We start from the raw sequence: 20,238 nt of genomic DNA, 5'->3' as shown, positions 1-20,238 counted from the left end.
GCAGGAAGCCCCGATGATCGCACAGTCACTGCTCGGCGTGCTGCTTGCGCTGGTGATGTACGCGATCTCGGTGTCGCCGTCGCTGATGGCCCGCAGCTGGTGGTGGCACGCGGCCTCCTCCGGCGTGCTGATGGCCGTGGGATACGTGATCGGCCTGGTCATCGACAAGGTCGGGGGATGGGTGGTCGACTGGGTCGGCCTGTCCGTCACGGCGGCCCCGTGGGCGCGGGAATGGGCGGAGCGCGTCGTGCTCGTCGTGTTCCTCCTGTGGTTCGCCCGCGCGGTCATCCTCTCGGCGCGCGACACCCGTCGCGCGGCGGCCCTGGTCGAGATGCCGCCCGAGACGCTGCCCGCCTACCTTCTGGGGGCGGTCGGCGCCCTGGTCCTCACCTACCTGCTGCTCGGGCTGCTGGCCGGGGTGATCTGGATCCTGCGCGGCCTGGTGAACCTGTTCGCCCGCTGGATGCCGGCGCCGGTCGCGTGGCTGGTGGCGGGGGCCCTGGTGGCGACGCTGGTCGTCGTCCTCACCTCGCGCGTGCTGATGGGAGGGATTCTCTCCTTCTTCTCCCGACACGCCCTCAAGATGGACCGGCGCACCGCGCGGGGGATCTATCAGCCCGTGCAGCCGGAGCGATCGGGTTCGCTCGGCTCCCTGTCCTCCTGGGAGTCGGTGGGCGGCCAGGGCCGCGTCTTCCTGGGCCGCGGCCCCCATCGCGAGGACATCGAGGCCGTGACCGGGCGGCCCGCGAAGGAGCCGATCCGCGTCTACGCCGGGATGCCCCATGGGCGCGAGACGCTGGCGGATCGGGCGCGCCTGGTCGTCGACGAGCTCGCCCGGACCGGGGCCTTCGACCGTTCGGTGTTGGTGGTGACGACGTCCACCGGATCCGGCTGGGTCGACGAGTGGCAGGTCCAGCCCGTCGAGTACCTCACGGGCGGCGACTGCGCGACCGCCTCCATGCAGTACTCCTACGTTCCCTCCAGCATCAACGTGCTCACCGGGCTCGAACCGTCGATGCAGGCCTCCGCGCTGCTGTTCGAGGCGGTGAGGAGCGCGCTCGAGGCGCTCCCCGCCGGACGCCGGCGCCCTGACCTGTACGTGTGCGGCGAATCGTTGGGGGCCTACGCCTCGCAGCACGTCTTCGGGGGCCTCGACGACGTCCGGGCGAAGGTGTCCGGCGCGTTGTGGGTGGGGACGCCCTCGTTCACGGATCTGCACCGCGACCTCACGCGCTCCCGCCACCGCGGCAGCCCCGAGGTGGCGCCCGTGGTGGACAACGGGCGGGTCGTCCGTTTCGCGAACCTGCCGGAGAACCTCGCCGTCGACGTCTACGGGCGCGAGTTGGGGCCCTGGGAGTTCCCGCGCGTCGTGTACGCCCAGCACCCGTCCGATCCGGTGGTGTGGTGGTCGACGGACATGATCTGGAACCAGCCCGACTGGATGCGGGAGAAGGCCGGCCATGACGTCTCGAGCCGCGTGGAGTTCACCCGCGGGGCCTCCTTCATCCAGGTCCTGGCGGATCTGCCGGTGGCCGGGACCGCTCCGGCCGGCCATGGGCACACCTATCACGAGGAGCTGATCCCCCTGTGGGAGGGGATCCTCGGCCTCCACGATCCGCGGCGCCCGGCTGCCTTGCCCGACGGCGACTGGGTGGACGCCGACATGCGCACGCGCATCGGCCAGGCGATCTCGGCGAACATCGCCCTGTCTGACCGGCAGTGACCGCGCCGGCGGGACACGGCAGCCCCGCCGGCCGCGGTGGCCGCGCCGCTGCTGAGAGCGGGCGTCCAGCGCGTGCTCCGCGTCCCGCTGATCGTCTTCGAGATCCTGCTCGGCGTGCTGCTGGGCCCCAGCGCCCTGGGGTGGGTGCAGCCGGACGAGGTGACCGGCGTCCTGTCCGACTTCGGCGTCGCCATGCTGTTCTTCCTCGCCGGCAACGAGATCGACTTCCGCGGCATCCGCGGCCGTCCCCTGCGGCGGGCGGCGGGCGGCTGGCTGGTCTCCCTGGCCGTCGGCGTCGGCGTCGGCGTGTGGATCGCCCCCTCGACGGTCACCGGCGTGTTCATCGGGGTGGCGCTCACCTCGACGGCCCTGGGCACGCTTCTGCCGGTGCTCCGCGACGAGGGCGACCTGCATTCGCCCTTCGGCCGGGCGGCGGCCGCGACGGGCGCGGCCGGCGAGTTCGGGCCGCTCCTGGCGATCTCGATCTTCCTGGGCGGTCGGAGCCCGCTGGCCGGGGCTCTGGTGCTGGGGGCTTTCGCGCTGATCGCCGGGCTGGCGATCTGGTTGGCCTCGCGCGGCCCGCATCCGGCGTTCAACCGCCTGACGGCGGCCACCCTGCGCACCAGCGGCCAGTTCGCGGTCCGGACGGTCATCTTCGTGGTGGCCGCCCTGTCCGTCCTGAGCGCCGTGCTGGGGCTGGACATGCTGCTCGGCGCCTTCGCCGCCGGCGTCCTGTGCCGAGTGCTGCTCTCCGGAGCCGCCCCCGACGACCGTGAGATCGTCGACGCCAAGCTCGAAGCGGTGGGATTCGGCTTCCTGGTCCCCGTGTTCTTCGTCATGACGGGCGTGACCTTCGACCTGCGGGCGCTGCTGGCGTCCCCCCGGCTGCTGGGCCTGATGGCCGTGGCGCTCGCGCTGCTGCTGGTCATCCGCGGTCTGCCCTCCGTGGTGGCCGCTCCCGAGGGCTCGACAGCGGCGGACCGCGCCGCGCTGCTGCTCTTCGGCGCCACGGGACTGCCTATCATCGTCGCCGTCACCGGCATCGGCGTCGACCGCGGCGAGCTGGACTCCGGCGCCGCCGCCGCACTGGTCGGGGCCGGGATGCTGTCGGTCCTGATCTTCCCGGCGCTCGCTCTGGCGCTGCGCCGCCGCTCGGAGGGCGGCGACCTGGTCGCCGACGCGGAGGAGGTCCCGATCGAGGGGTAGGGTAGCCGGGGCCTGCGGAGAACGCGGCGGATCTCCCCGACGTGCGTCGGCGAGGACGTCTGCGGTCAGAGCAGCCCTTTCTTCTGCATGACGCGGGTGGCCGCGTAGCCGAAGGGGACACGGCCGTAGAACGTCACCAGGCGGTACAGGACCGCGGCGGACAGGGCAATGGACACCGGCAGGCCGGCCACGGTGAGCCCGCCGGTCAGAGCCCCCTCGACCGGGCCGATCCCGCCGGGGGAGGGGATGACGGAGCCCAGGGAGTTCGACACCAGGAAGGTCACGGCCAGGGTCGTGAGCGACAGGCGCCCACCGAAGGCCTCGACGGACGCCCAGAAGGCCCCGATGAAACCGATGTTCATGATGAGGTTTCCGGCCACGACCTGGACGATGCGCCGGGGCTGCCCGACGATCCACAGCAGCCGCGGGTAGATCTGCTTCCAGACGGGCTCGGCCTTCGACCAGATCCAGCGGCGCAGCCGGGGGACCGACAGCGCCACCGCGACCACGACGGCCACCACCGCGGCGACGGCCAGGATCACCGAGTAAGGGATCGACACGCCCAGCGAGCTCCCGGTGAACAGGATGACGACGATGAGCAGCAGCACGGTGACCAGGAACTGGGAGATCTGCTGGAGGACCACGGTGGTCGCCGCGATGGCCGTCGGGACCTTCAGTTTGTTGAGGAAACGCAGATTGAGGGCGGCGGGCCCGATGCCGGCCGGCGCGACGATCGTGACGACGGAGGCGGCCATCTGGGCGAGGAAGGCGTCCTGGAGGCGGATCCTCTCCGAGGAGAGCGCCCTCAGCGGGATCGCCCCGCCCAGCCAAGTGAGGGTGCCGAGCAGGAAGGAGACGAGGAACCAGATCGGGTTGGCGGAGGTGATCGTCGCGACCAGGCTGTCGAAGTTCAGCGAGCCCATGACGGCGATGAGCGCGAGGACCAGGATGGTCGCGGTGACCACCGTGCGCGGGGCGAAACGCTGGAGGTTGAGAGGCTGGACGGTCTCCACGAGCTGGTCGCCGACGATCGCGTCGCGGACGCCGGTCACCGTGTCGGTGCGCCGCACCGCCGCCGCGACCTTCTCCGGGAGGATGGCGCTCTGGACGACCGGGGCGACGGCGCGCAGCTCGGATTCGGGCAGGGCGCGCCGCGCCGAGGCGAGGGCGCGGTCCTTGCCCACGCACACGGCGAGGTGGACGAGCAGTTGGGCGATGTCGATGCGCCGGTTGAGCTCCGTCGTGGCGACCTCGCCCTGCTCCCAGTCGACCATCCACACGGTGCCCGTCTGGTCGATGGCGACCGCGTCGAAGGTGAGGTCGCGGTGGCAGATCCCGTGGACGTGGGCCAGCAGCAGCTGACGCCAGACCTCGTCCAGGACGGCGTCGGTGAGGGCCTCGGGGGCCACATCGCGCAGCCGGGAGGTGGGAGGCATCGAGCGGTAGACCTGGAGCACGGACGCGCCGGCCTGCGCCAGGCCGACGGGCTCGGGAACGTGGACGCCGGCGCGCATCGCGGACAGCGCCGTCAGCATCGAGCGCTCGGCGTTCGCCTTCGGCGAGGGCGAGATCCACCTCGTGATGCCCCGCAGGCGCAGGTTGTTCCAGATCTCCTCGACGGTGCCAGTGATCTCCCGGCCGGGGTCGATGGCGACGAGGTCGAGGAGCGTGCCCCGGACGTCCCAGACCTGGTAGTGGCGGTTGCCGTCCGGCTCGGGCCGGCGCGCCACCGTGTATTCGACGATGTCTGGGCTGGTGGTCGGCTGCTGCCGCAGCGGGCGGGAGGGGCGGTCGTCCTCGTCGATGAGCCACGTGGACAGCGGCTCCTCGGAGGTGTCCAGATCGGCGCGGACGATGCGGGAGGGCACGATCCCGATCGACAGCAGCCCGGCGACCAGGTCGACGCCGGTGGCGCGGCGGTCCTCGAAACCCAGGAGCCACCGGGCGAACGACCCGCAGGCGCGTCCCAGCAGCACGGAGATGAACGCGCCCGGAAGGGACATCGACCCGCGGAGCACGCCCAGGAAGACGATGACCCACAGTCCGCCCCACGAGTAGCCGATGGTGCGCATGTTGCTCGACTCGCCCGCGACGGTGAACAGGGCGGCCAGCGCCATGATGGCCAGGTTGAGCGCGATCTGGGTGCCGCCGGAGTCGGAGTGGACCCGCAGGGGCAGGGTGAGGGACTCGGGCAGGTGGCGCAGGCCGAGGAGCAGCAGCCAGCCGCCGACGGAGGTCAGCGCGGCGGAGACCAGGCACTCGAGGATCGTGCTCAGACGGCGGCGGCGCGCCAGCGCGACGACGATCGCGACGGGCGTGACCAGGACGACCAGCCCCTCAAGGCCGGTGACCGGCAGCAGCAGGATGTCGCGGATGATGCTGACGCGCAGGACGTCCTCGGTGACGCCCTGGGTCGTCGAGTTCGCGAAGATGCCGAACAGCCAGATGAACGCGGTCCCGACGACGCACAGGGCGACGTCGATGAGGTCCTCGCGACGGCGCTGGCGCGGGGGGATGCGGTCGGCGAAGGACACCGGCCGGGTGAGCCGGGACGGCGTCGGCATGCGAGGGGGCGTCTCGGGAGGGCTCCCGGGAGCCCCCTGGTCACGCGCGTCGTCCATGGGGGCATCCTAGAGGAGTCGGCCTCGGCCGTTCCCGGGGGTCGGATCGCTCCGAGGGCGCAGCGCCGCTAGGGTGAGGCAGGAGAATGACCACCGATCGGAAGGCCCTCCGTGCTCCTGCTCCTGACGTCCCTGCAGACCTCCGCGCTGGCGGTCGCGCCCGCGGAGGACACGTCGTGGGTGACCACCGTGGTCGGGTGGTTCCATGATCCGACTTCCCTGCTCCTGGCGATGGGCCCGTGGGTCCTGTGGGGAACGCTCGCCATCGTCTTCATCGAGTCCGGCGTCCTGTTCCCGGTGCTGCCCGGCGATTCGCTGCTGTTCACCGCCGGTCTGCTTCACGAGCGCCTCGGCCTGAGCCTGCCGATGCTCGTCGGCCTCACCTTCGTCGCCGCGTTCCTCGGCGCCCAGATCGGGTACTGGCTGGGCCGCAGGTTCGGGCGCCGCCTGTTCCGCGACGATGCCCGCTTCCTGCGCACCGAGCACCTGGACAAGGCGGAGGACTACTTCACGCGCTACGGCGGACGCTCCCTCGTCATCGGCCGGTTCATCCCCTTCGTCCGCACCTTCATCCCCCTGGCGGCGGGCATCGCCCGCTACCCCTATGGGAAGTTCCTCGCCTTCAACTCCCTCGGCGCCCTTCTGTGGGGGTCGGGCGTGACCTACGCGGGATCGATCCTGGGCGGCGTCCAGTTCGTCCATGACAACCTCTCGATGCTGATCCTGCTGATCGTGTTCGTGTCGCTGCTGCCGATGGTGGCCCAGGCGATCGTCGCGCGCCGCAAGGCGGGGGAGGCCCCCTCCCCGGCGGGATCCGGCTCCGCGGACCGGGACACGGACGAGGGCGCCCCGGCCGACGCGCCCGCCGCCGACTGAGAGGGAGGTCCCGGTGGCCGACTGGATCGTGTTGATGCCGCTGCTCGTGGCGATGGTCCTCGTCGCGGTCCTGCCCGGGTACTTCTGGATCCGCTCCTCGATCCGCTCCTCGGTGGTCGCGGTGGCGTTCGCCCCCGCCCTCACGTTCACGCTCATCACGGTCGTCTCCGAGGTCTACCACCGCGCCGGCGTCTTCTTCTCCGCGGCGTCCGTCCTCCCGGTGCTCGGGGTCTCGGCGCTGGTCGGCCTGGCCGTGTTCCTGCTGCGCCGACGCGGCCACCCGGCGGTGGGGGTCGTCCTTGGGGACGACCTCACGGCGAGGCCCCCGCTGGCCGGGGACTCGCCCTCGTCGCACGCCTATCGCATCCTGCCCCGCCACACGCGGACCCTGATGTGGGGCATGGTCGCCCTCGGCTGGGTCGTGGCCGCGCTGCCGCTGCTGATCAGCGCCGATCCCGCCGACCCCGTCCAGCAGTGGGACTCGACCTTCCACATGTCCGGCGTGTGGAACATCCTGCGCACCGGCCAGGCCCAGCCCGACGGCGGCCTGGCCCCCCTCTACGACGGGCGTTCCGTCACCTATCCGATCGCCTGGCACGCCTTCACCTCGTTGTTCTCCTCTCCCACCACCGTCGTCCAGGCGTCCAATGTGACGAACCTGCTGATCATGGGGATCTGGGTGGCGGGCGGCGCCGCCTTCACCGCCGTCGTGTCCACGTCGCGCACCGCGGTGGTCGCGGCCCCCGTCATCGCCGGCTGCCTGCTGAACATGCCGGCCGACGCGCTCACGATGTACAGCCAGTGGCCCAACGCGCTCGGCGTCTCCCTGCTGCCGGGCCTGGCGTCCGTCGCGGTCGTGCTCGGGCGTCGCATCGAGCGCGCCACGGAGGTCGGCCTGTCCGGGGTGGTCCCGCACCTGCCGTTGGCGGTCTTGTTCGCCCTGGGCGCGGTGGGGGCGGTCGCGGCCCACCCGTCGTCGGCGTTCAGCCTGCTCGCCATCCTCTTCGCCCCGCTCCTGGTGTCGCTGTGGCGTCTCGTCCGCCGGTCGGCCTGGGTCGGGGACTGGGCGAGCGCCGCGGTCTTCGCGGCGACGGCGGTCGCGGCCATCTGGGCGCCCCTGGTGATCTTGTCCTCGGACAAGGTGCGCGACATGGGCGACTACCCGCGTCACGGCATCTCCTGGCTGGAGGCGTTCAGCCATTTCCTCACGCCCTACCCGCCCTTCTCCTCCTCCGTGGGGATGGGGATGACGATCGCCGTGACCGCGGTGCTGGTCCTCCTGGGCGTCGTCGCGACGGTGAGCGCGGCGCGCGCCTGGAACAGGCTCGCCCTGCGGGCCTACCCGGACCTGCGCCGCCCCTTCACCTATGCCCGCCCGCTCGAGGACGGTCCCCGGGAGACGGTCTCGCCCTCGCTGTCGGGCGCGGACGGGAGCGGCATCGAGGAGGACGGTCCCGCCGGCGGGGCGGGTTCCGGGGAGGGGATCCTCCGTGCCGGTGAGCCCGAGGGCGTGAGCCGCCGGGAGCTCACGCGGGCGTGGGTGGAGCGGCGGATCGCGATCCGCGGTGCCTTCGGCCCACGGCCCCTGCTCTGGCCGATCGCGTCGTACCTGGTGATGGCCGGTCTGACGTTTCTCGCCTATGCGCCGGACTCGGCGCTGAGGACGTTCCTCACCGCGCCGTGGTACCTGGATCCGCGCCGGATCATGGAGGCCCAGGACCTCACTCTGATCCCGCTGGCCGCCTTGGGGTTCGAGCACGCGGTCAACTGGCTGCGCTCGCACCGGGTGCGCCGCGCGGACGAGCACCGCTCGTACTCCTCGGGCCTCACCCGCATCGGGGCGCTGCTGGGGGCATGGCTGCTGGCGATGACGCTGGTGGGCGCCCTGGACGCGCGCATCTGGGCGGTCGGCTACGTCTACGACGCCGACCACCTGGGCAAACCGGGGATGGCGACGACGGCTGAACTGGAGATGATCCGGCGGATGCCGCAGACCCTGCCCGAGGACGCCCTGGTGCTGGGAGACCCGATCGCGGGCGCCGCCTACACGGAGGTCCTGGGCCAGCGGCTCGCGGTGTTCCCGCAGCTGTACCACACGCTGTCGGACGCCTTCGACGAGGCGATCATCGTCAACCACTTCAACGAGATCCACACGAACCCCGAGGTGTGCGAGGTCGTGCTGCGCCGCGGCATCACCCACTACTACCAGGACGCGGACGGGTACTACTACCAGTCCAAGCGCTCCGACCGGGCTCCGGGCCTGTACGGCGTCGACACCTCCACCGGTTTCGAGCTGGTCGACCAGGGGGGGACCGCGAAGCTGTACCGGATCACGGCCTGCGGGGAGTGAGCCGGGCGGCGCGCCGCATCACCGGCCCGCCCACTGGAAGCCGGTCCGGCGCGCAGCGCCGTCCTCGTACCCTTGGAGGGTGAGCACCCCCGAGACCGCGTCCGACCGGACGCCGCACCCGACCACCAACCTGCCCGGCCCGCCTCCCGCAGGCGACCACGTCCGGATCGCGTTCCTCGGGCCCTTCGGCACCTTCTCCGAGCAGGCCGTCTGGCAGGTGGCGCCCGGCGGCGCGCAGCTCATCCCCGTGACCTCCGCGCCCGCCGCGCTGGACGCCGTTCGCCGGGAGGCGGCGGACCGCGCCGTCGTGCCGATCGAGAATTCGGTGGAGGGCGGCGTCAACGCGACGCTGGACTCGCTGTCCACCGGGAGGCCGCTGTTCATCGTCGCCGAGGTCGTCGTGCCCGTGGTCTTCGATGTGGCGGTGCGCCCGGGGACGGACCCGGCGGACGTCCGCCGGGTCGGCACGCACCCCCACGCCTGGGCCCAATGCCGGATGTGGCTGGAGGAGCATTTCCCGGGCATCATCCACGTTCCGGCGACCTCCACGGCGGCGGGGGCCGAGCTGTTGGCGCAGGGGGACACGACCTTCGACGCGGCGCTGTGTCCGGCCTCGGCCACCCAGCGCTACGGGCTCGAGGCGATGCACTCCGGGATCAACGATCAGCCCGGCGCCGTCACCCGCTTCATCGTCGTGTCGCCCCCCGGCTCGCTGCCCCCGCCCACCGGCGCGGACAAGACGACGATCCAGGTGGCGCTGCCGCACAACGAGGCCGGATCGCTGCTGACGATGCTCGAGCAGTTCAGCGTGCGAGGCGTGGACCTCTCGCGCATCGAGTCACGCCCGGCCGGCGACCACCTGGGGTCCTACACCTTCTCCATCGACATCGTCGGCCACATCGCCGAGGAGCGCGTCCAGGCGGCGCTGGTCGGCCTGCACCGATACTCGCCGGACGTGCGTTTCATGGGCTCCTATCCCCGCGTCGACGGAGTGCGCGCGACAGTCTTGCCGGGCACCGCCGACGGGGACTTCCGCGCGGGACGCGCCTGGGTCAAGGGGATCCTGCGCGGCGGGGACGGGACGACGTCCTTCGACGGCCCGGCCGAGTGGCCGCTGGGGCGCTGACCGCGGGGTTCGCGGAGGCCGGAGGCGCCCAGCGCGAGGTTGAACATCTTCCGGAAGGCTCTAGAGGCCCATCCGGTCGCCGAACCTCGCGTCGGGCGCTGTCGCGGTTCTCAGACGGCGGGGCCCGAGGGCGCGGGCACCGACACGTCGAGGGCGCCGGCGTCCACACGGGCGTGGACGGTGCGCGCTGAGCCGATGGCGTCCCCGTCCACCTGGACGACCTCGGGCGCGTCGACGGTGACGGTGGCGCCTCGGGCCTGGCGGAAGTCGATGCTGCCCAAGCCTGCCGGCAGGTTGTCCGCGGGCACCCCGGCACCCTGGAGGAGGACCTTGCGCGACAGGTTCGCCCAGCCCAGCACCCCGGCCTGGGTGTCGACGGCGACGACGTCCAGCAACCCGTCGTTGAGGCTCGCGTCGGGCACCAGCACGATATAGGGCAGATCGGAGCAGTTGGCGAACATGACGGTGCGGGCCGTGAACTCGGAGTCCTCGGTGAGCACCCCGTCCTCGCCCCCGTCGCCGCGGGGGGCCGGATCCGGGGAGGAACCCCGACCCGAGGCGCCCGCCTCGTCGGCGCGATCCGCGTCCTCCTCCGGCACCGGGGCGGCGCCGCGCAGGCTGACCCGCGCGTGCACGCGGCGCGCCCGGAGGGCCTTGAACGCGGAGAGGACGTAGGCCGCCCAACCGACCTTCTTCTTGAGGTCCGGATCGGTGCCCGCCATGGTCTCCCCGTCGAAGCCGAGACCGGCGATGACGACGAAGGCGTACTCGTCGGGCCGGGGCTCCGCGAGGCCCTCGGGCAGCGGACGGATCGAGGGGGCGCCGGCGTCGGCGACCAGTCCGCCCTCGGCGGGCAGGCTGGAGCGCTCGTCGGCATCCTCGACGCGCAGCCACGCGAGATCGACGGCCTGGTGGGTGTCGCCCAGAGCGATGCCCAGGGCGGCGGCGGTGTCCGAGAGAGGCAGGCCCAGGTTGCGCGCCAGGAGGTTGCCGGTGCCCACTGGCAGGATGCCCATGCGCACACCCGTGTGGGCCATGCCGGCGGCGACCGCCCGTACCGTGCCGTCCCCGCCCGCCGCGATGACCACGGACGCGCCCAGCTCGACGGCGCGCAGCGCCTGGCCGGTGCCCGGGTCGTCCGGGGTCGTCTCGATCCAGTGGACGTGGGGGATGCCGCGATCGGCGGCCAGCGCGTCCACCTCCTCGCGGAAGGCCGCGGGGTCGTCATGCTTCGACGGGTTGACGATGACCCAGGGGCGAGGGCGCCCCCGCTGCGGGTCGTCCGCCGGCTCGGGCTCCAACAGGGCCGCCGCCCGCTGCGCCTCCCGCGCGTCGCGGAACATCAGCCACCTGCTGAGGACCACGGTCCCCGCCGCCAGGACCGCCGCGACTGCCAGCCATGCCCAGACCAGTGCCGTCATGAGGGAAGCCTATGGCATGCCGTCCCGCGGGGCCCGTCCTCGGGGACCGGAGCGTCGCCGGACCCCACGAGGGCGCCGACGCGGGCCCGGCTACCATGGAGCCATGATCGATGTGCGTGCGCTGCGTGACGACCCCGAACCGGCCCGAGCCTCACAACGGGCTCGCGGCGCCGATCCGGCACTGGTGGACCGGATCCTCGATGCCGACGCCGAACGGCGCGAGGCCCTGCAGGCGTTCGAGTCGCTGCGCGCCCGGCAGAAGGAGGTCTCCCGGTCGGTCGGCAGGGCCCCGAAGGAGGAGCGCCCCGCGGTCCTCGCCCATGCGAAGGAGCTCGCCGAGCAGGTCAAGGCCGCGGAGGCCCACGCGAACGAGGTCGGGGCCCGGGCGGATCAGCTCGCCCGCGCGATCCCCAACATCATCCTGCCGGGCGTGCCCACCGGCGGCGAGGAGGACTACGTCGTCCTGCGCCACGAGGGGCCGGTGCCCCGCGACTTCGCCGCAGAGGGCATCGCGCCGCAGGACCACCTGGCGCTCGGCGAGGGCCTGCGCGCGATCGACGTCAAGCGCGGCGCGAAGGTGTCGGGATCGCGCTTCTACTACCTCACCGGGATCGGCGCGCGCCTGGAGCTGGCCCTCCTGACGATGGCGATGGACCAGGCCGTGTCCGCCGGGTTCACGCCGATGATCACGCCGACCCTGGTCACGCCCGAGGTCATGGGCGGCACGGGGTTCCTCAACGAGCACTCCGAGGAGATCTACTACCTGCCCGCCGACGACCTCTACCTCACCGGGACGTCGGAGGTCGCGCTCGCGGGCTACCACATGGGGGAGATCCTGGACCTCTCCGATGGCCCGCTCCATTACATGGGGTGGTCGACGTGCTATCGGCGCGAGGCCGGGGCCGCGGGCAAGGACACGCGCGGCATCATCCGCGTCCACCAGTTCAACAAGGCGGAGATGTTCAGCTACTGCCGCCCCGAGGACGCGGAGGAGGAGCACGCCCGCTTCCTGGCGTGGGAGGAGCAGATGCTGGCGAAGGTCGAGCTGCCCTATCGCGTCATCGACACGGCCGCGGGGGACCTCGGGACCTCGGCGGCCCGGAAGTTCGACTGCGAGGCATGGCTGCCCACCCAGGAGCGGTACATGGAGGTCACCTCGACCTCGAATTGCACGACCTTCCAGGCCCGCCGCCTCGGCATCCGCGAGAAGCGGTCCGACGGGCAGACGCATCCCGTGGCCACGCTCAACGGGACGCTCGCGACGACCCGGTGGATCGTCGCGATGCTGGAGAACCACCAGCTGCCGGACGGCTCGGTGCGCGTGCCGGAGGCGCTGCGCCCCTACCTGGGGGGCCTGGAGGCCCTCACCCCGGCGTCGGGACGATGAGGGGCGCGACGGTCGCGTGAGCATCTCCATCCTGACGCCGCCTCCCTCCGGCGAGGCCCCCGTCGCCTTCGGCGAGCTGGTGGACCGGGCTCGGGCCGCGCTGCCCGCCGACCTCCCCCGCGACCTGTCCCGAGTGCTGGTCGCCCTGGACGTGGACGGGACGCTGCTGCGGCCCGACGGCGCGTCGCCCCGGGTTCGGGCCGCGTTCCGCGACCTGGTCGAAGCCGGGGCGAACGTCGTCATCGCCTCGGGGCGGGGGATGAACGCCGTGCGCCCGGTCTTCGACTATGTCGAGACGGACCGCGGATGGGCCGTGTGCTCGAACGGGGCCGTGACGGCCCGCTGGGACCCGGCGCTGAAGGACGGGGCGGAGGTGGTCGCCCTCCACCGCTTCGATCCGTCCCCGGCCATCGACGCGCTCCTCGGCGCGGTCCCCGACATCATCCTCGGCGTCGAGGACCTGGACGGGTACTACGTGTCGAGGGAGTTCCCGGCCGGCGAGATGGTGGAGGACTGCTGGGTGATGCCCGTCCCGCATCTTCGAGGGCGGCTCACGGCGAAGCTCATCGGGCGGGCCCCGTGGATGGACCGCGAGGACTTCGACGCCCTCGTGCGCGGCCTGGGTCTCGACCGCCGGTTCGAGTACTCGGTCGGCTGGACGTCCTGGGTCGACATCGGGCCGCGCGGGTGCACGAAGGCCACGGGGCTCCAGGACCTGGCCGACCAGCTGGGCGTCCCGGCGGCGGGGACCGTGGCCGTGGGCGATGGCACCAACGATGTGCCGATGCTGAGGTGGGCGGCGCACGGCGTCGCGATGGGCGGGGCGTCCGCGGAGGTCCGGGCGCACGCGGATGCGGTGACGGGCGCGGTCGAGCACGACGGCGCGGCGGCGGTCATGCGCGCCATCCTGGAGCGCTGAGCCCGGCGGGCGGCGCCCTCGGGGCGTCCGGGCCCCGCGCGCGGCCGACGCCACCGATCGCGGCGGGATAGTCTCATTCCCATGGCTTCGACGATCGAGGACGTCGCCGCGCGGGCCGGGGTGTCCACCGCGACCGTCTCGCGCGCCATGCGGGGGCTGGACGGCGTCTCGAAGAGGTCCCGGGACAAGGTCCTCGAGGCCGCGCGGGAGCTGGGGTACGTGGTCTCGCCGACGGCTCAGGCGTTGGCCACCGGGCACACGGGCATGATCGCGGTGATCGTGCCGACCTTCAACGAGTGGTTCTCGGCCAATGTCCTGGAGGGGGCCCAGCGGCGCCTGCAGTCCGCGGGCCGCCTGACGGCCGTGCTGTCGGCCTCCGCCGTGCGTGGGCGCCCGGACTACGACGTCGACGTCGTCTCGCTGCGCCGTCGCATCGACGGCGTGGTCAACGTGTCTCTGCCGCTCACGGACGAGGAGACGCGCGAGGTCGCCGGCCTGGGCGTGCCGGTGATCGCCGTGGGCAACCCGAGCCCGCCCTTCGCGAGCGTGAGCCTGGCCGACCGGGAGGCCGGCCGGATCGCCACGCGACACCTGGTCAACCTCGGCCACCGGGTCATCGCCTACATCTCCGGGTCGCGCGACGAGTTGGAGCCCAACACGCCGGGCGGGCAGCGCCTGGAGGGATGGCGCGACGTCCTCGTCGAGGAGGGGCTGGAGCACGGTCCCGACCTGGTGGTGAACTCGTTCTTCGACGTGCGCGGCGGGCACGACGCGGTGCTGGAGCTGTTGGAGCGCCGCCCGGATGTCACGGCCGTGTTCGCCGCAGCCGACATGATCGCGACCGGGGCGATGGTGGCGCTGTCGGAGTACGGGCTGCGCGTGCCCGAGGACATCTCGATCATCGGCGTGGACGGGGACGACACGGATCCCTGGGTGCAGCTGACCACGGTGGTCCAGGATCCCGCGGAGATGGGGGCGATGGCGGCCGATCTGCTGCTCCAGATCATCGGCGGGGGCGCTGTGCCGGAGATGACGCTGGTGCACGGCCGCCTGAGGCCGGGCCGGACGACGGCGCGCCCGCGCGACCCGGAGGCGGCGGACGCCTCGCCGCGCCGTCCGCCGCGTCGTTAGCGAACTGAGACCACCCGTCCTGGGAGAACGCTGGACAGCAGAATCGTAAACGCTTACATTGTGAGAGCAATCCGACAGGACGATCTGCCGGAGGGCCAGCATGACGGCCGCACGACGATGTGATGGAGGCACGATGCGCAATTCGAAACGAATGGCGGTGGGCGTGGCCGCGATGGGAGCGGCAGCCGCGATGGCGTTGACCGCCTGCGGCAGCGGGGGGAGCAGCTCGGGCAGTTCCGAGTCGGGCTCCAGCGGATCGGGCTCCGCCCTGGAGGGGCGGGGACCGATCACCTATGTGCAGGGCAAGGACAACGCCGGCGAGATCAACGGGATCCTCGAGGGATGGAACGCGGACCATCCCGACGAGAAGGTCACGATGATCGAGCTGTCCACGGAGGCGGACAGCCAGCGCCAGTCGATGATCAACAACGCGGAGACGAAGTCGGACGCCTACTGCGTGCTCTCGGTCGACAACATCTGGGTGCCGGAGTTCGCGGCGCGCGGGTGGATCACGGAGATCCCCGAGGGCGAGGTGGACGAGTCGTCGTTCATCCCCGCGGTCTGGGAGACGGGCGTCTACCAGGACAAGATCTTCGCCGTGCCCTTCGCCTCCGACGGAGGGCTGCTGTTCTACCGGGCGGACATCCTGGCGAAGGCCGGCATCACGGATCCGCCGGCGACCTGGGATGACATGGTCGCGGACTGGGAGAAGGTCAAGGCTCTCCCCGAGTACGCGGACATCGCCGGGTTCGGCGGGCAGTACTACAAGTACGAGGGCTTCACCGTGAACGCGGTGGAGATCATCAACACCCTGGGCGGGGAGATCGTCGACGCCGACGGCAAGCCCGATGCGTCCTCGCCGGAGTCGGAGAAGGCCATGCAGCTGCTCCAGGACTCCTTCGCATCCGGGTTCATCCCGGAGGAGGCGCTCACCTACAAGGAGGAGGAGGGGCGCGCGGCCTTCGAGGCGGGGCGCATCCTCTTCTACCGCAACTGGCCCTACCAGTACGTGCTGAGCACCGAGGCGCTGGGCGAGGACGCCGTCGGGGTCTCGGCTCTGCCGACGATCGACGGGAATCCGTGGGTGTCCTCCCTGGGCGGCCACAACCTGGGCATCTCCAGCTATTGCAAGAACCAGGCGACCGCCCTGGACTTCGTGAAGTGGTACTCCTCGGAGGAGGTCCAGCAGCAGCTGCTCGACAAGGAGTCCCTGGCCCCTGTGTCCCAGTCCCTCTACGAGGACCAGACGAACATCGACAACTTCCCGTATCTGCCGGCTCTGCTGGAGTCCATCCAGAACGCGAACCCGCGTCCCCGTGTCGTCCAGTACGGAGATGCGACGGCCGCGATCCAGGATGCGCTGTGGCCCGTGCTCCAGGGCGAGGCGACGCCTGCGGACGCCCTGGCGTCCCTCGACACCGCGATGGCGAAGGTGACAGGCAACTGAGCCATCCAGGTCCGGGGCCCACCCGGTGGGCCCCGGACCGCTGTCGACAGAAAGGGAACCCACCCATGAGCACCGTCATCGCGGTGGAGGACGTCCGGCCGGGCGCCTCGAAACGCGCCCGGTCCGAGGCCCGTACAGGAGCGCTGCTGGTCCTGCCCACCGTCGTCGTCATCGTCGTCGTCATCGTCATCCCGGTCGTCATGGCCCTCAGGGACTCTCTGTTCGGGGTCGCCGGCCTCGACGAGAGCGGCTTCTACTCCGAGACCGCGCCGTTCGTCGGACTGGACAACTACAAGGACATCTTCACGGGCGACGAGTCCGCCCGCTTCTGGAACGCCGTCGGCAACACGACGCTCTTCGGATTCGTCACCGTCTTCTTCGAGACGATCCTGGGCATGGCGATGGCGCTCATCATGAACCGGGCCATGCGCGGACGCGGCTTGGTGCGCGCGGCGATCCTCATCCCGTGGGCCGTCCCGACCGCCGTGTCGGCCGTCCTGTGGAAGTGGATCTTCGACGCGAACGGCGTGGCCAACACCTTGCTGGGAACGCAGGTGCTGTGGTCGACGGGTAACTGGTCGGCGAAGCTCGCCATCATCATCGCCGACGTCTGGAAGACCGCCCCGTTCATCGGACTGCTCACGCTGGCCGGTCTGCAGGTGATCTCGAACGACGTCTACGAGGCCGCGAAGATCGACGGCGCGGGCGTGTGGCAGCGGTTCGTGCGGATCACGCTTCCGCTGGTCAAGCCGGCGCTCGTGGTGGCGGTGCTGTTCCGCGTCCTCGACGCCCTGAGGATGTACGACCTGCCCTACATCCTCATCGGCCCGCGCAAGGCTTCGGTGGAGACGTGGTCGATGCTGGTCCAGGACGAGGCCTCGAACGTGCGCTACGGCTCCGCGTCGGCGTACGCGATGATGCTGTTCCTCTACATCTTCATCATCGCCTTCGCCTTCATCAAGATCCTCGGCGCCGACGTCATCGGGGATGGGGACCGGCCCAGGCGGACCAAAGTGCGGGTCGGACGGCGCAACAGGCACAGGGATCCGGTGGGGACCCCGACGGATCCGGCGCGCGTGGTCTCCACCGCCGGCGGGCGGCCCGCGGCCGAGAAGGGGCAGACACGATGAGCGGCACGCGCACTCGCCCGGCAGACCAGGAGATCCGCCAGCCCAGCCAGGTCTGGGGCAACATCGGGTCGGTGGTCGGCATCGGCCTGATCGTCGTCTACTGCCTGGCCCCCTTCTACTGGATGTTCGTCTCCGCGCTGCGGCCCTCCAAGGACGTCTTCGACACGTCGTTCTGGCCGGAGACGGTGACCTTCGAGAACTTCATCTCGGTGTTCGACCCCGCCCGCGGGTTCGGCCAATCGCTCGTCAACTCCGTGATCGTCTCCGTCGTCACGACCGTCCTCGCCATGGTCATCGCGACCTTCGCGGCCTATGCGCTGGCGCGGCTGGACTTCCCCGGCAAGACGCTCCTGCTCACGCTGATCGTGGCGATCTCCATGTTCCCGCTCGTGGCGATCATCGTGCCCCTGCTCAAGCAGTTCACCGACTGGCAGTGGATCAACACCTACCAGTCGATGATCCTCCCCGACCTGTCCTTCGCCCTGCCGCTGGCGGTGTGGACGCTCACCACGTTCTTCCGCCAGATGCCCCAGGAGCTGGAGCAGGCCGCGATGATCGACGGGTGCACGCCGTGGCAGGCCTTCCAGAAGGTCATCCTCCCGTTGGCGTCTCCCGGGATCTTCTCCACTGCGATCATCGTCTTCATCAACGCCTGGAACGAGTTCCTCGTCGCCTCCACGATGGTGAACGACCCGTCGATGCAGACGGCGCCGGTGGCCCTGTCGAAGTTCGGCGGGACCTCGCAGTTCGAGACGCCCTACGCCACTCAGATGGCCGCAGGCGTGGTGGTGACGGTCCCGCTGATCATCCTCGTGCTCTTCTTCCAGAAGCGCATCGTCGCGGGCCTGTCCGCAGGAGGCCTGAAGGCCTGACGAGCCGCCGCCCCGGTGGCGGCGGGCGTCCTCGTCGGCCGACCGGCCTGCCCGCCCATGAACGCCCAGCCGATCCCCGTCGAAAGCGAGACCGCGCCATGCCGCATCCCGAGAAGCCCTCCGCCCCCCAGCCGCCGCAGGCGGTGACGGGTCCCAACGCCTCGGACGACTGGTGGCGCCGCGCCGTGATCTACCAGATCTACCCGCGGTCCTTCGCCGACGGCAACGGCGACGGGATCGGCGACCTGCTCGGTGTCCTGTCGCGGCTGGACCACCTGGCGGACCTGGGAGTGGACGCCCTCTGGTTCAACCCGTTCTACCCCTCCGAGCAGTGGGACACGGGCTACGACGTCGCCGACTACTTCGACATCAACCCGGAGTACGGCACGCTGGCGGATTTCGACCGGATCGTGGCGAGGGCCCACCAGCTCGGCATGCGGGTGATCATCGACGTGGTCCCCAACCACACGGCGTCCGAGCATCCCTGGTTCCAGGAGGCCCTGGAGGCGGCCCCCGGATCGCCGGCGCGCTCGCGCTACATCTTCCGGCACAGCCCCTCCGGGGCGCCGAACAACTGGGGGTCGTTGTTCGGAGGCCCCGCATGGGCGCCCGTGGAGGACCTCACGGGCCGCGACGAGGATCGAGGCTGGTGGTACCTGCATCTCTTCGACGTCCATCAGCCGGACCTGAACTGGGAGAACGAGGAGGTGCGTGCCGAGTTCCGCGACTACTTCCGCTTCTGGATGGACCGCGGCGTCGACGGCTTCCGGGTCGACGTGGCCCACGGGATGGTCAAGGCTCCGGGCCTGCCCGACGACGAGGTCGGCCCCGACCGCTACGCCTACCGGATCCCGGGAGGGGGCGGGCGCACGGGACGCGCCCCGGACACCGGACCGGCCTTCGACCAGGACGGCGTCCACGAGATCTACCGCGAGTGGCATCGCATCCTGGAGGAGTACGGTCCCGACCGGATCCTGGTGGCGGAGGCCTGGACCCCGGATCCGTCGAGGCTCGCACGCTATGTCCGCCCGGACGAGATGAGCCAGGCGTTCAACTTCGAGGTCCTCAAATGCACGTGGAACGCGGAGCAACTGAGGGAGACGATCCGTTCCACCTACGGCGCCGCCCGTGCGGTGGACGCGCCGACGACGTGGGTGCTGTCCAACCACGATGTCGTTCGGCACGCGTCTCGTCTGGGATACCCGGACGGCGCCTATCCGGAAGGGGGGATCGGGGCGACCGACCCGCAGCCGGATGCGCGGATCGGCCTGGAGCGTGCCGTGGCGCTCACGACGCTCCTCATGGCGCTGCCAGGGTCGATGTATGTGTACAACGGGGAGGAGCTTGGGCTGCCTGAGGCGACCACACTGCCCGACGAGGCGCGCCTGGACCCCACGTGGCCGCGCTCCGGGTATCGCACGCGCGGGCGCGACGGGTGCCGGGTCCCCCTGCCGTGGGAGGCGGACGCCCCGTCGTTCGGGTTCAGTTCGCCGATGCCCGCGCGCGTCGGCGAGGACGGCGCGGCGCCCGCCCCATGGCTGCCCCAGCCCGAGGGGTACCGCGACTTCGCCGTCGACGTCGAGGCCCGCGACGAGGCCTCCACGCTCAGCCACTACCGCCGGATGATCGCGCTGCGCCGGGAGCTCGGGTTGGGCGGAGGGGCGCTGGAGTGGGCGGACGCCGATCCGGACCTGCTCGCGGTCCGCAACCAGGGGGTGCTTGCGGTGACCAACCTGTGTGTGCGGCCGGTGCGCGTGCCGTCGGCGGGGCGGATCCTGCTGGACTCCTCCGCCGCGGAGATCGCCCATGGGGACCAGGCGGCGTGCGCGCGCGGCGAGTTCGCCCTCGCCCCCAATCGGACGGTGTGGATCCGGGAGTCCGCCGCCGTGCGGTGAGCGCGCCGGAGGGCCGGTGCCCGGGGCCGGTCCTCCGCGTGAACGAATGGCCTTCGGCCCTCCGAAGTGTTAACGTTCTCACTAGCGGGTGGGGCGCGGATGATGCCGTGCCCGTCGTCGGACGGCGGCAGCGG

General features: G+C 71.4%; 14 protein-coding genes. 12 read left to right on the top strand and 2 right to left on the bottom strand.

Annotated features, from left to right (window positions below):
* The first annotated feature begins 13 nt into the window (after positions 1-13).
* A complete protein-coding gene (locus tag ACFQWG_RS09565; RefSeq protein ID WP_380974757.1) occupies positions 14-1,723 on the top strand; it encodes an alpha/beta hydrolase in 1,710 nt (569 codons plus the stop codon).
* 36 nt (positions 1,724-1,759) lie between these two features.
* Positions 1,760-2,929, top strand: a complete 1,170-nt coding sequence (locus ACFQWG_RS09560) for a cation:proton antiporter (protein ID WP_380974755.1) — start codon at positions 1,760-1,762, stop codon at positions 2,927-2,929.
* A 65-nt stretch (positions 2,930-2,994) separates the two neighbouring features.
* On the opposite strand, the gene ACFQWG_RS09555 is transcribed toward ACFQWG_RS09560, so the two are convergent.
* Positions 2,995-5,550, bottom strand: a complete 2,556-nt coding sequence (locus ACFQWG_RS09555) for a lysylphosphatidylglycerol synthase domain-containing protein (protein ID WP_380974753.1) — start codon at positions 5,548-5,550, stop codon at positions 2,995-2,997.
* 117 nt (positions 5,551-5,667) lie between these two features.
* On the opposite strand from ACFQWG_RS09555, the gene ACFQWG_RS09550 reads away from it, so the two are divergent.
* From ACFQWG_RS09550 to pheA, 3 genes are all read left to right on the top strand, one after another.
* Positions 5,668-6,426 carry a DedA family protein gene (locus tag ACFQWG_RS09550; protein ID WP_380976305.1) on the top strand — a complete coding sequence of 253 codons (759 nt, stop codon included), beginning with the start codon at positions 5,668-5,670 and terminating at the stop codon, positions 6,424-6,426.
* Positions 6,427-6,439: 13 nt separating this feature from the next.
* On the top strand, positions 6,440-8,776 hold the full coding sequence (locus ACFQWG_RS09545) for a DUF6541 family protein (RefSeq protein ID WP_380974751.1): 2,337 nt from the start codon (positions 6,440-6,442) through the stop codon (positions 8,774-8,776).
* A gap of 79 nt (positions 8,777-8,855) precedes the next feature.
* Entirely contained in the window at positions 8,856-9,902 is a 1,047-nt protein-coding gene (gene pheA, locus ACFQWG_RS09540) for a prephenate dehydratase (protein ID WP_380974749.1), read from the top strand.
* A 110-nt stretch (positions 9,903-10,012) separates the two neighbouring features.
* Here pheA and ACFQWG_RS09535 read toward each other — a convergent pair whose 3' ends face one another.
* The gene (locus ACFQWG_RS09535) at positions 10,013-11,323 is read right to left on the bottom strand and encodes a diacylglycerol/lipid kinase family protein (protein ID WP_380974747.1); all 1,311 of its coding nucleotides are present in this window, start codon (positions 11,321-11,323) and stop codon (positions 10,013-10,015) included.
* A gap of 103 nt (positions 11,324-11,426) precedes the next feature.
* Here ACFQWG_RS09535 and serS point away from each other — a divergent pair, with 103 nt between their 5' ends.
* The 7 genes from serS to ACFQWG_RS09500 all read left to right on the top strand — a co-directional run bounded on the left by serS (position 11,427) and on the right by ACFQWG_RS09500 (position 20,104).
* A complete protein-coding gene (serS, locus tag ACFQWG_RS09530; RefSeq protein ID WP_380974745.1) occupies positions 11,427-12,710 on the top strand; it encodes a serine--tRNA ligase in 1,284 nt (427 codons plus the stop codon).
* 16 nt (positions 12,711-12,726) lie between these two features.
* Positions 12,727-13,629 carry an HAD family hydrolase gene (locus ACFQWG_RS09525; RefSeq protein ID WP_380974743.1) on the top strand — a complete coding sequence of 301 codons (903 nt, stop codon included), beginning with the start codon at positions 12,727-12,729 and terminating at the stop codon, positions 13,627-13,629.
* Positions 13,630-13,710: 81 nt separating this feature from the next.
* On the top strand, positions 13,711-14,760 hold the full coding sequence (locus tag ACFQWG_RS09520) for a LacI family DNA-binding transcriptional regulator (protein ID WP_380974741.1): 1,050 nt from the start codon (positions 13,711-13,713) through the stop codon (positions 14,758-14,760).
* Positions 14,761-14,893: 133 nt separating this feature from the next.
* Entirely contained in the window at positions 14,894-16,207 is a 1,314-nt protein-coding gene (locus tag ACFQWG_RS09515; protein WP_380974739.1) for an ABC transporter substrate-binding protein, read from the top strand.
* Positions 16,208-16,272: 65 nt separating this feature from the next.
* The gene (locus ACFQWG_RS09510; RefSeq protein WP_380974737.1) at positions 16,273-17,337 is read left to right on the top strand and encodes a carbohydrate ABC transporter permease; all 1,065 of its coding nucleotides are present in this window, start codon (positions 16,273-16,275) and stop codon (positions 17,335-17,337) included.
* On the top strand, positions 17,334-18,209 hold the full coding sequence (locus ACFQWG_RS09505; RefSeq protein WP_380974735.1) for a carbohydrate ABC transporter permease: 876 nt from the start codon (positions 17,334-17,336) through the stop codon (positions 18,207-18,209). The genes ACFQWG_RS09510 and ACFQWG_RS09505 overlap by 4 nt, the downstream gene beginning before the upstream one ends.
* A 98-nt stretch (positions 18,210-18,307) precedes the next feature.
* The gene (locus tag ACFQWG_RS09500) at positions 18,308-20,104 is read left to right on the top strand and encodes a glycoside hydrolase family 13 protein (RefSeq protein ID WP_380974733.1); all 1,797 of its coding nucleotides are present in this window, start codon (positions 18,308-18,310) and stop codon (positions 20,102-20,104) included.
* The last annotated feature ends 134 nt before the right edge of the window (positions 20,105-20,238 follow it).

This window comes from Schaalia naturae (assembly GCF_042665795.1).
Taxonomy (GTDB): Bacteria; Actinomycetota; Actinomycetes; order Actinomycetales; family Actinomycetaceae; genus Pauljensenia; species Pauljensenia naturae.
This window is presented reverse-complemented; position numbering and strand designations above follow the sequence as displayed.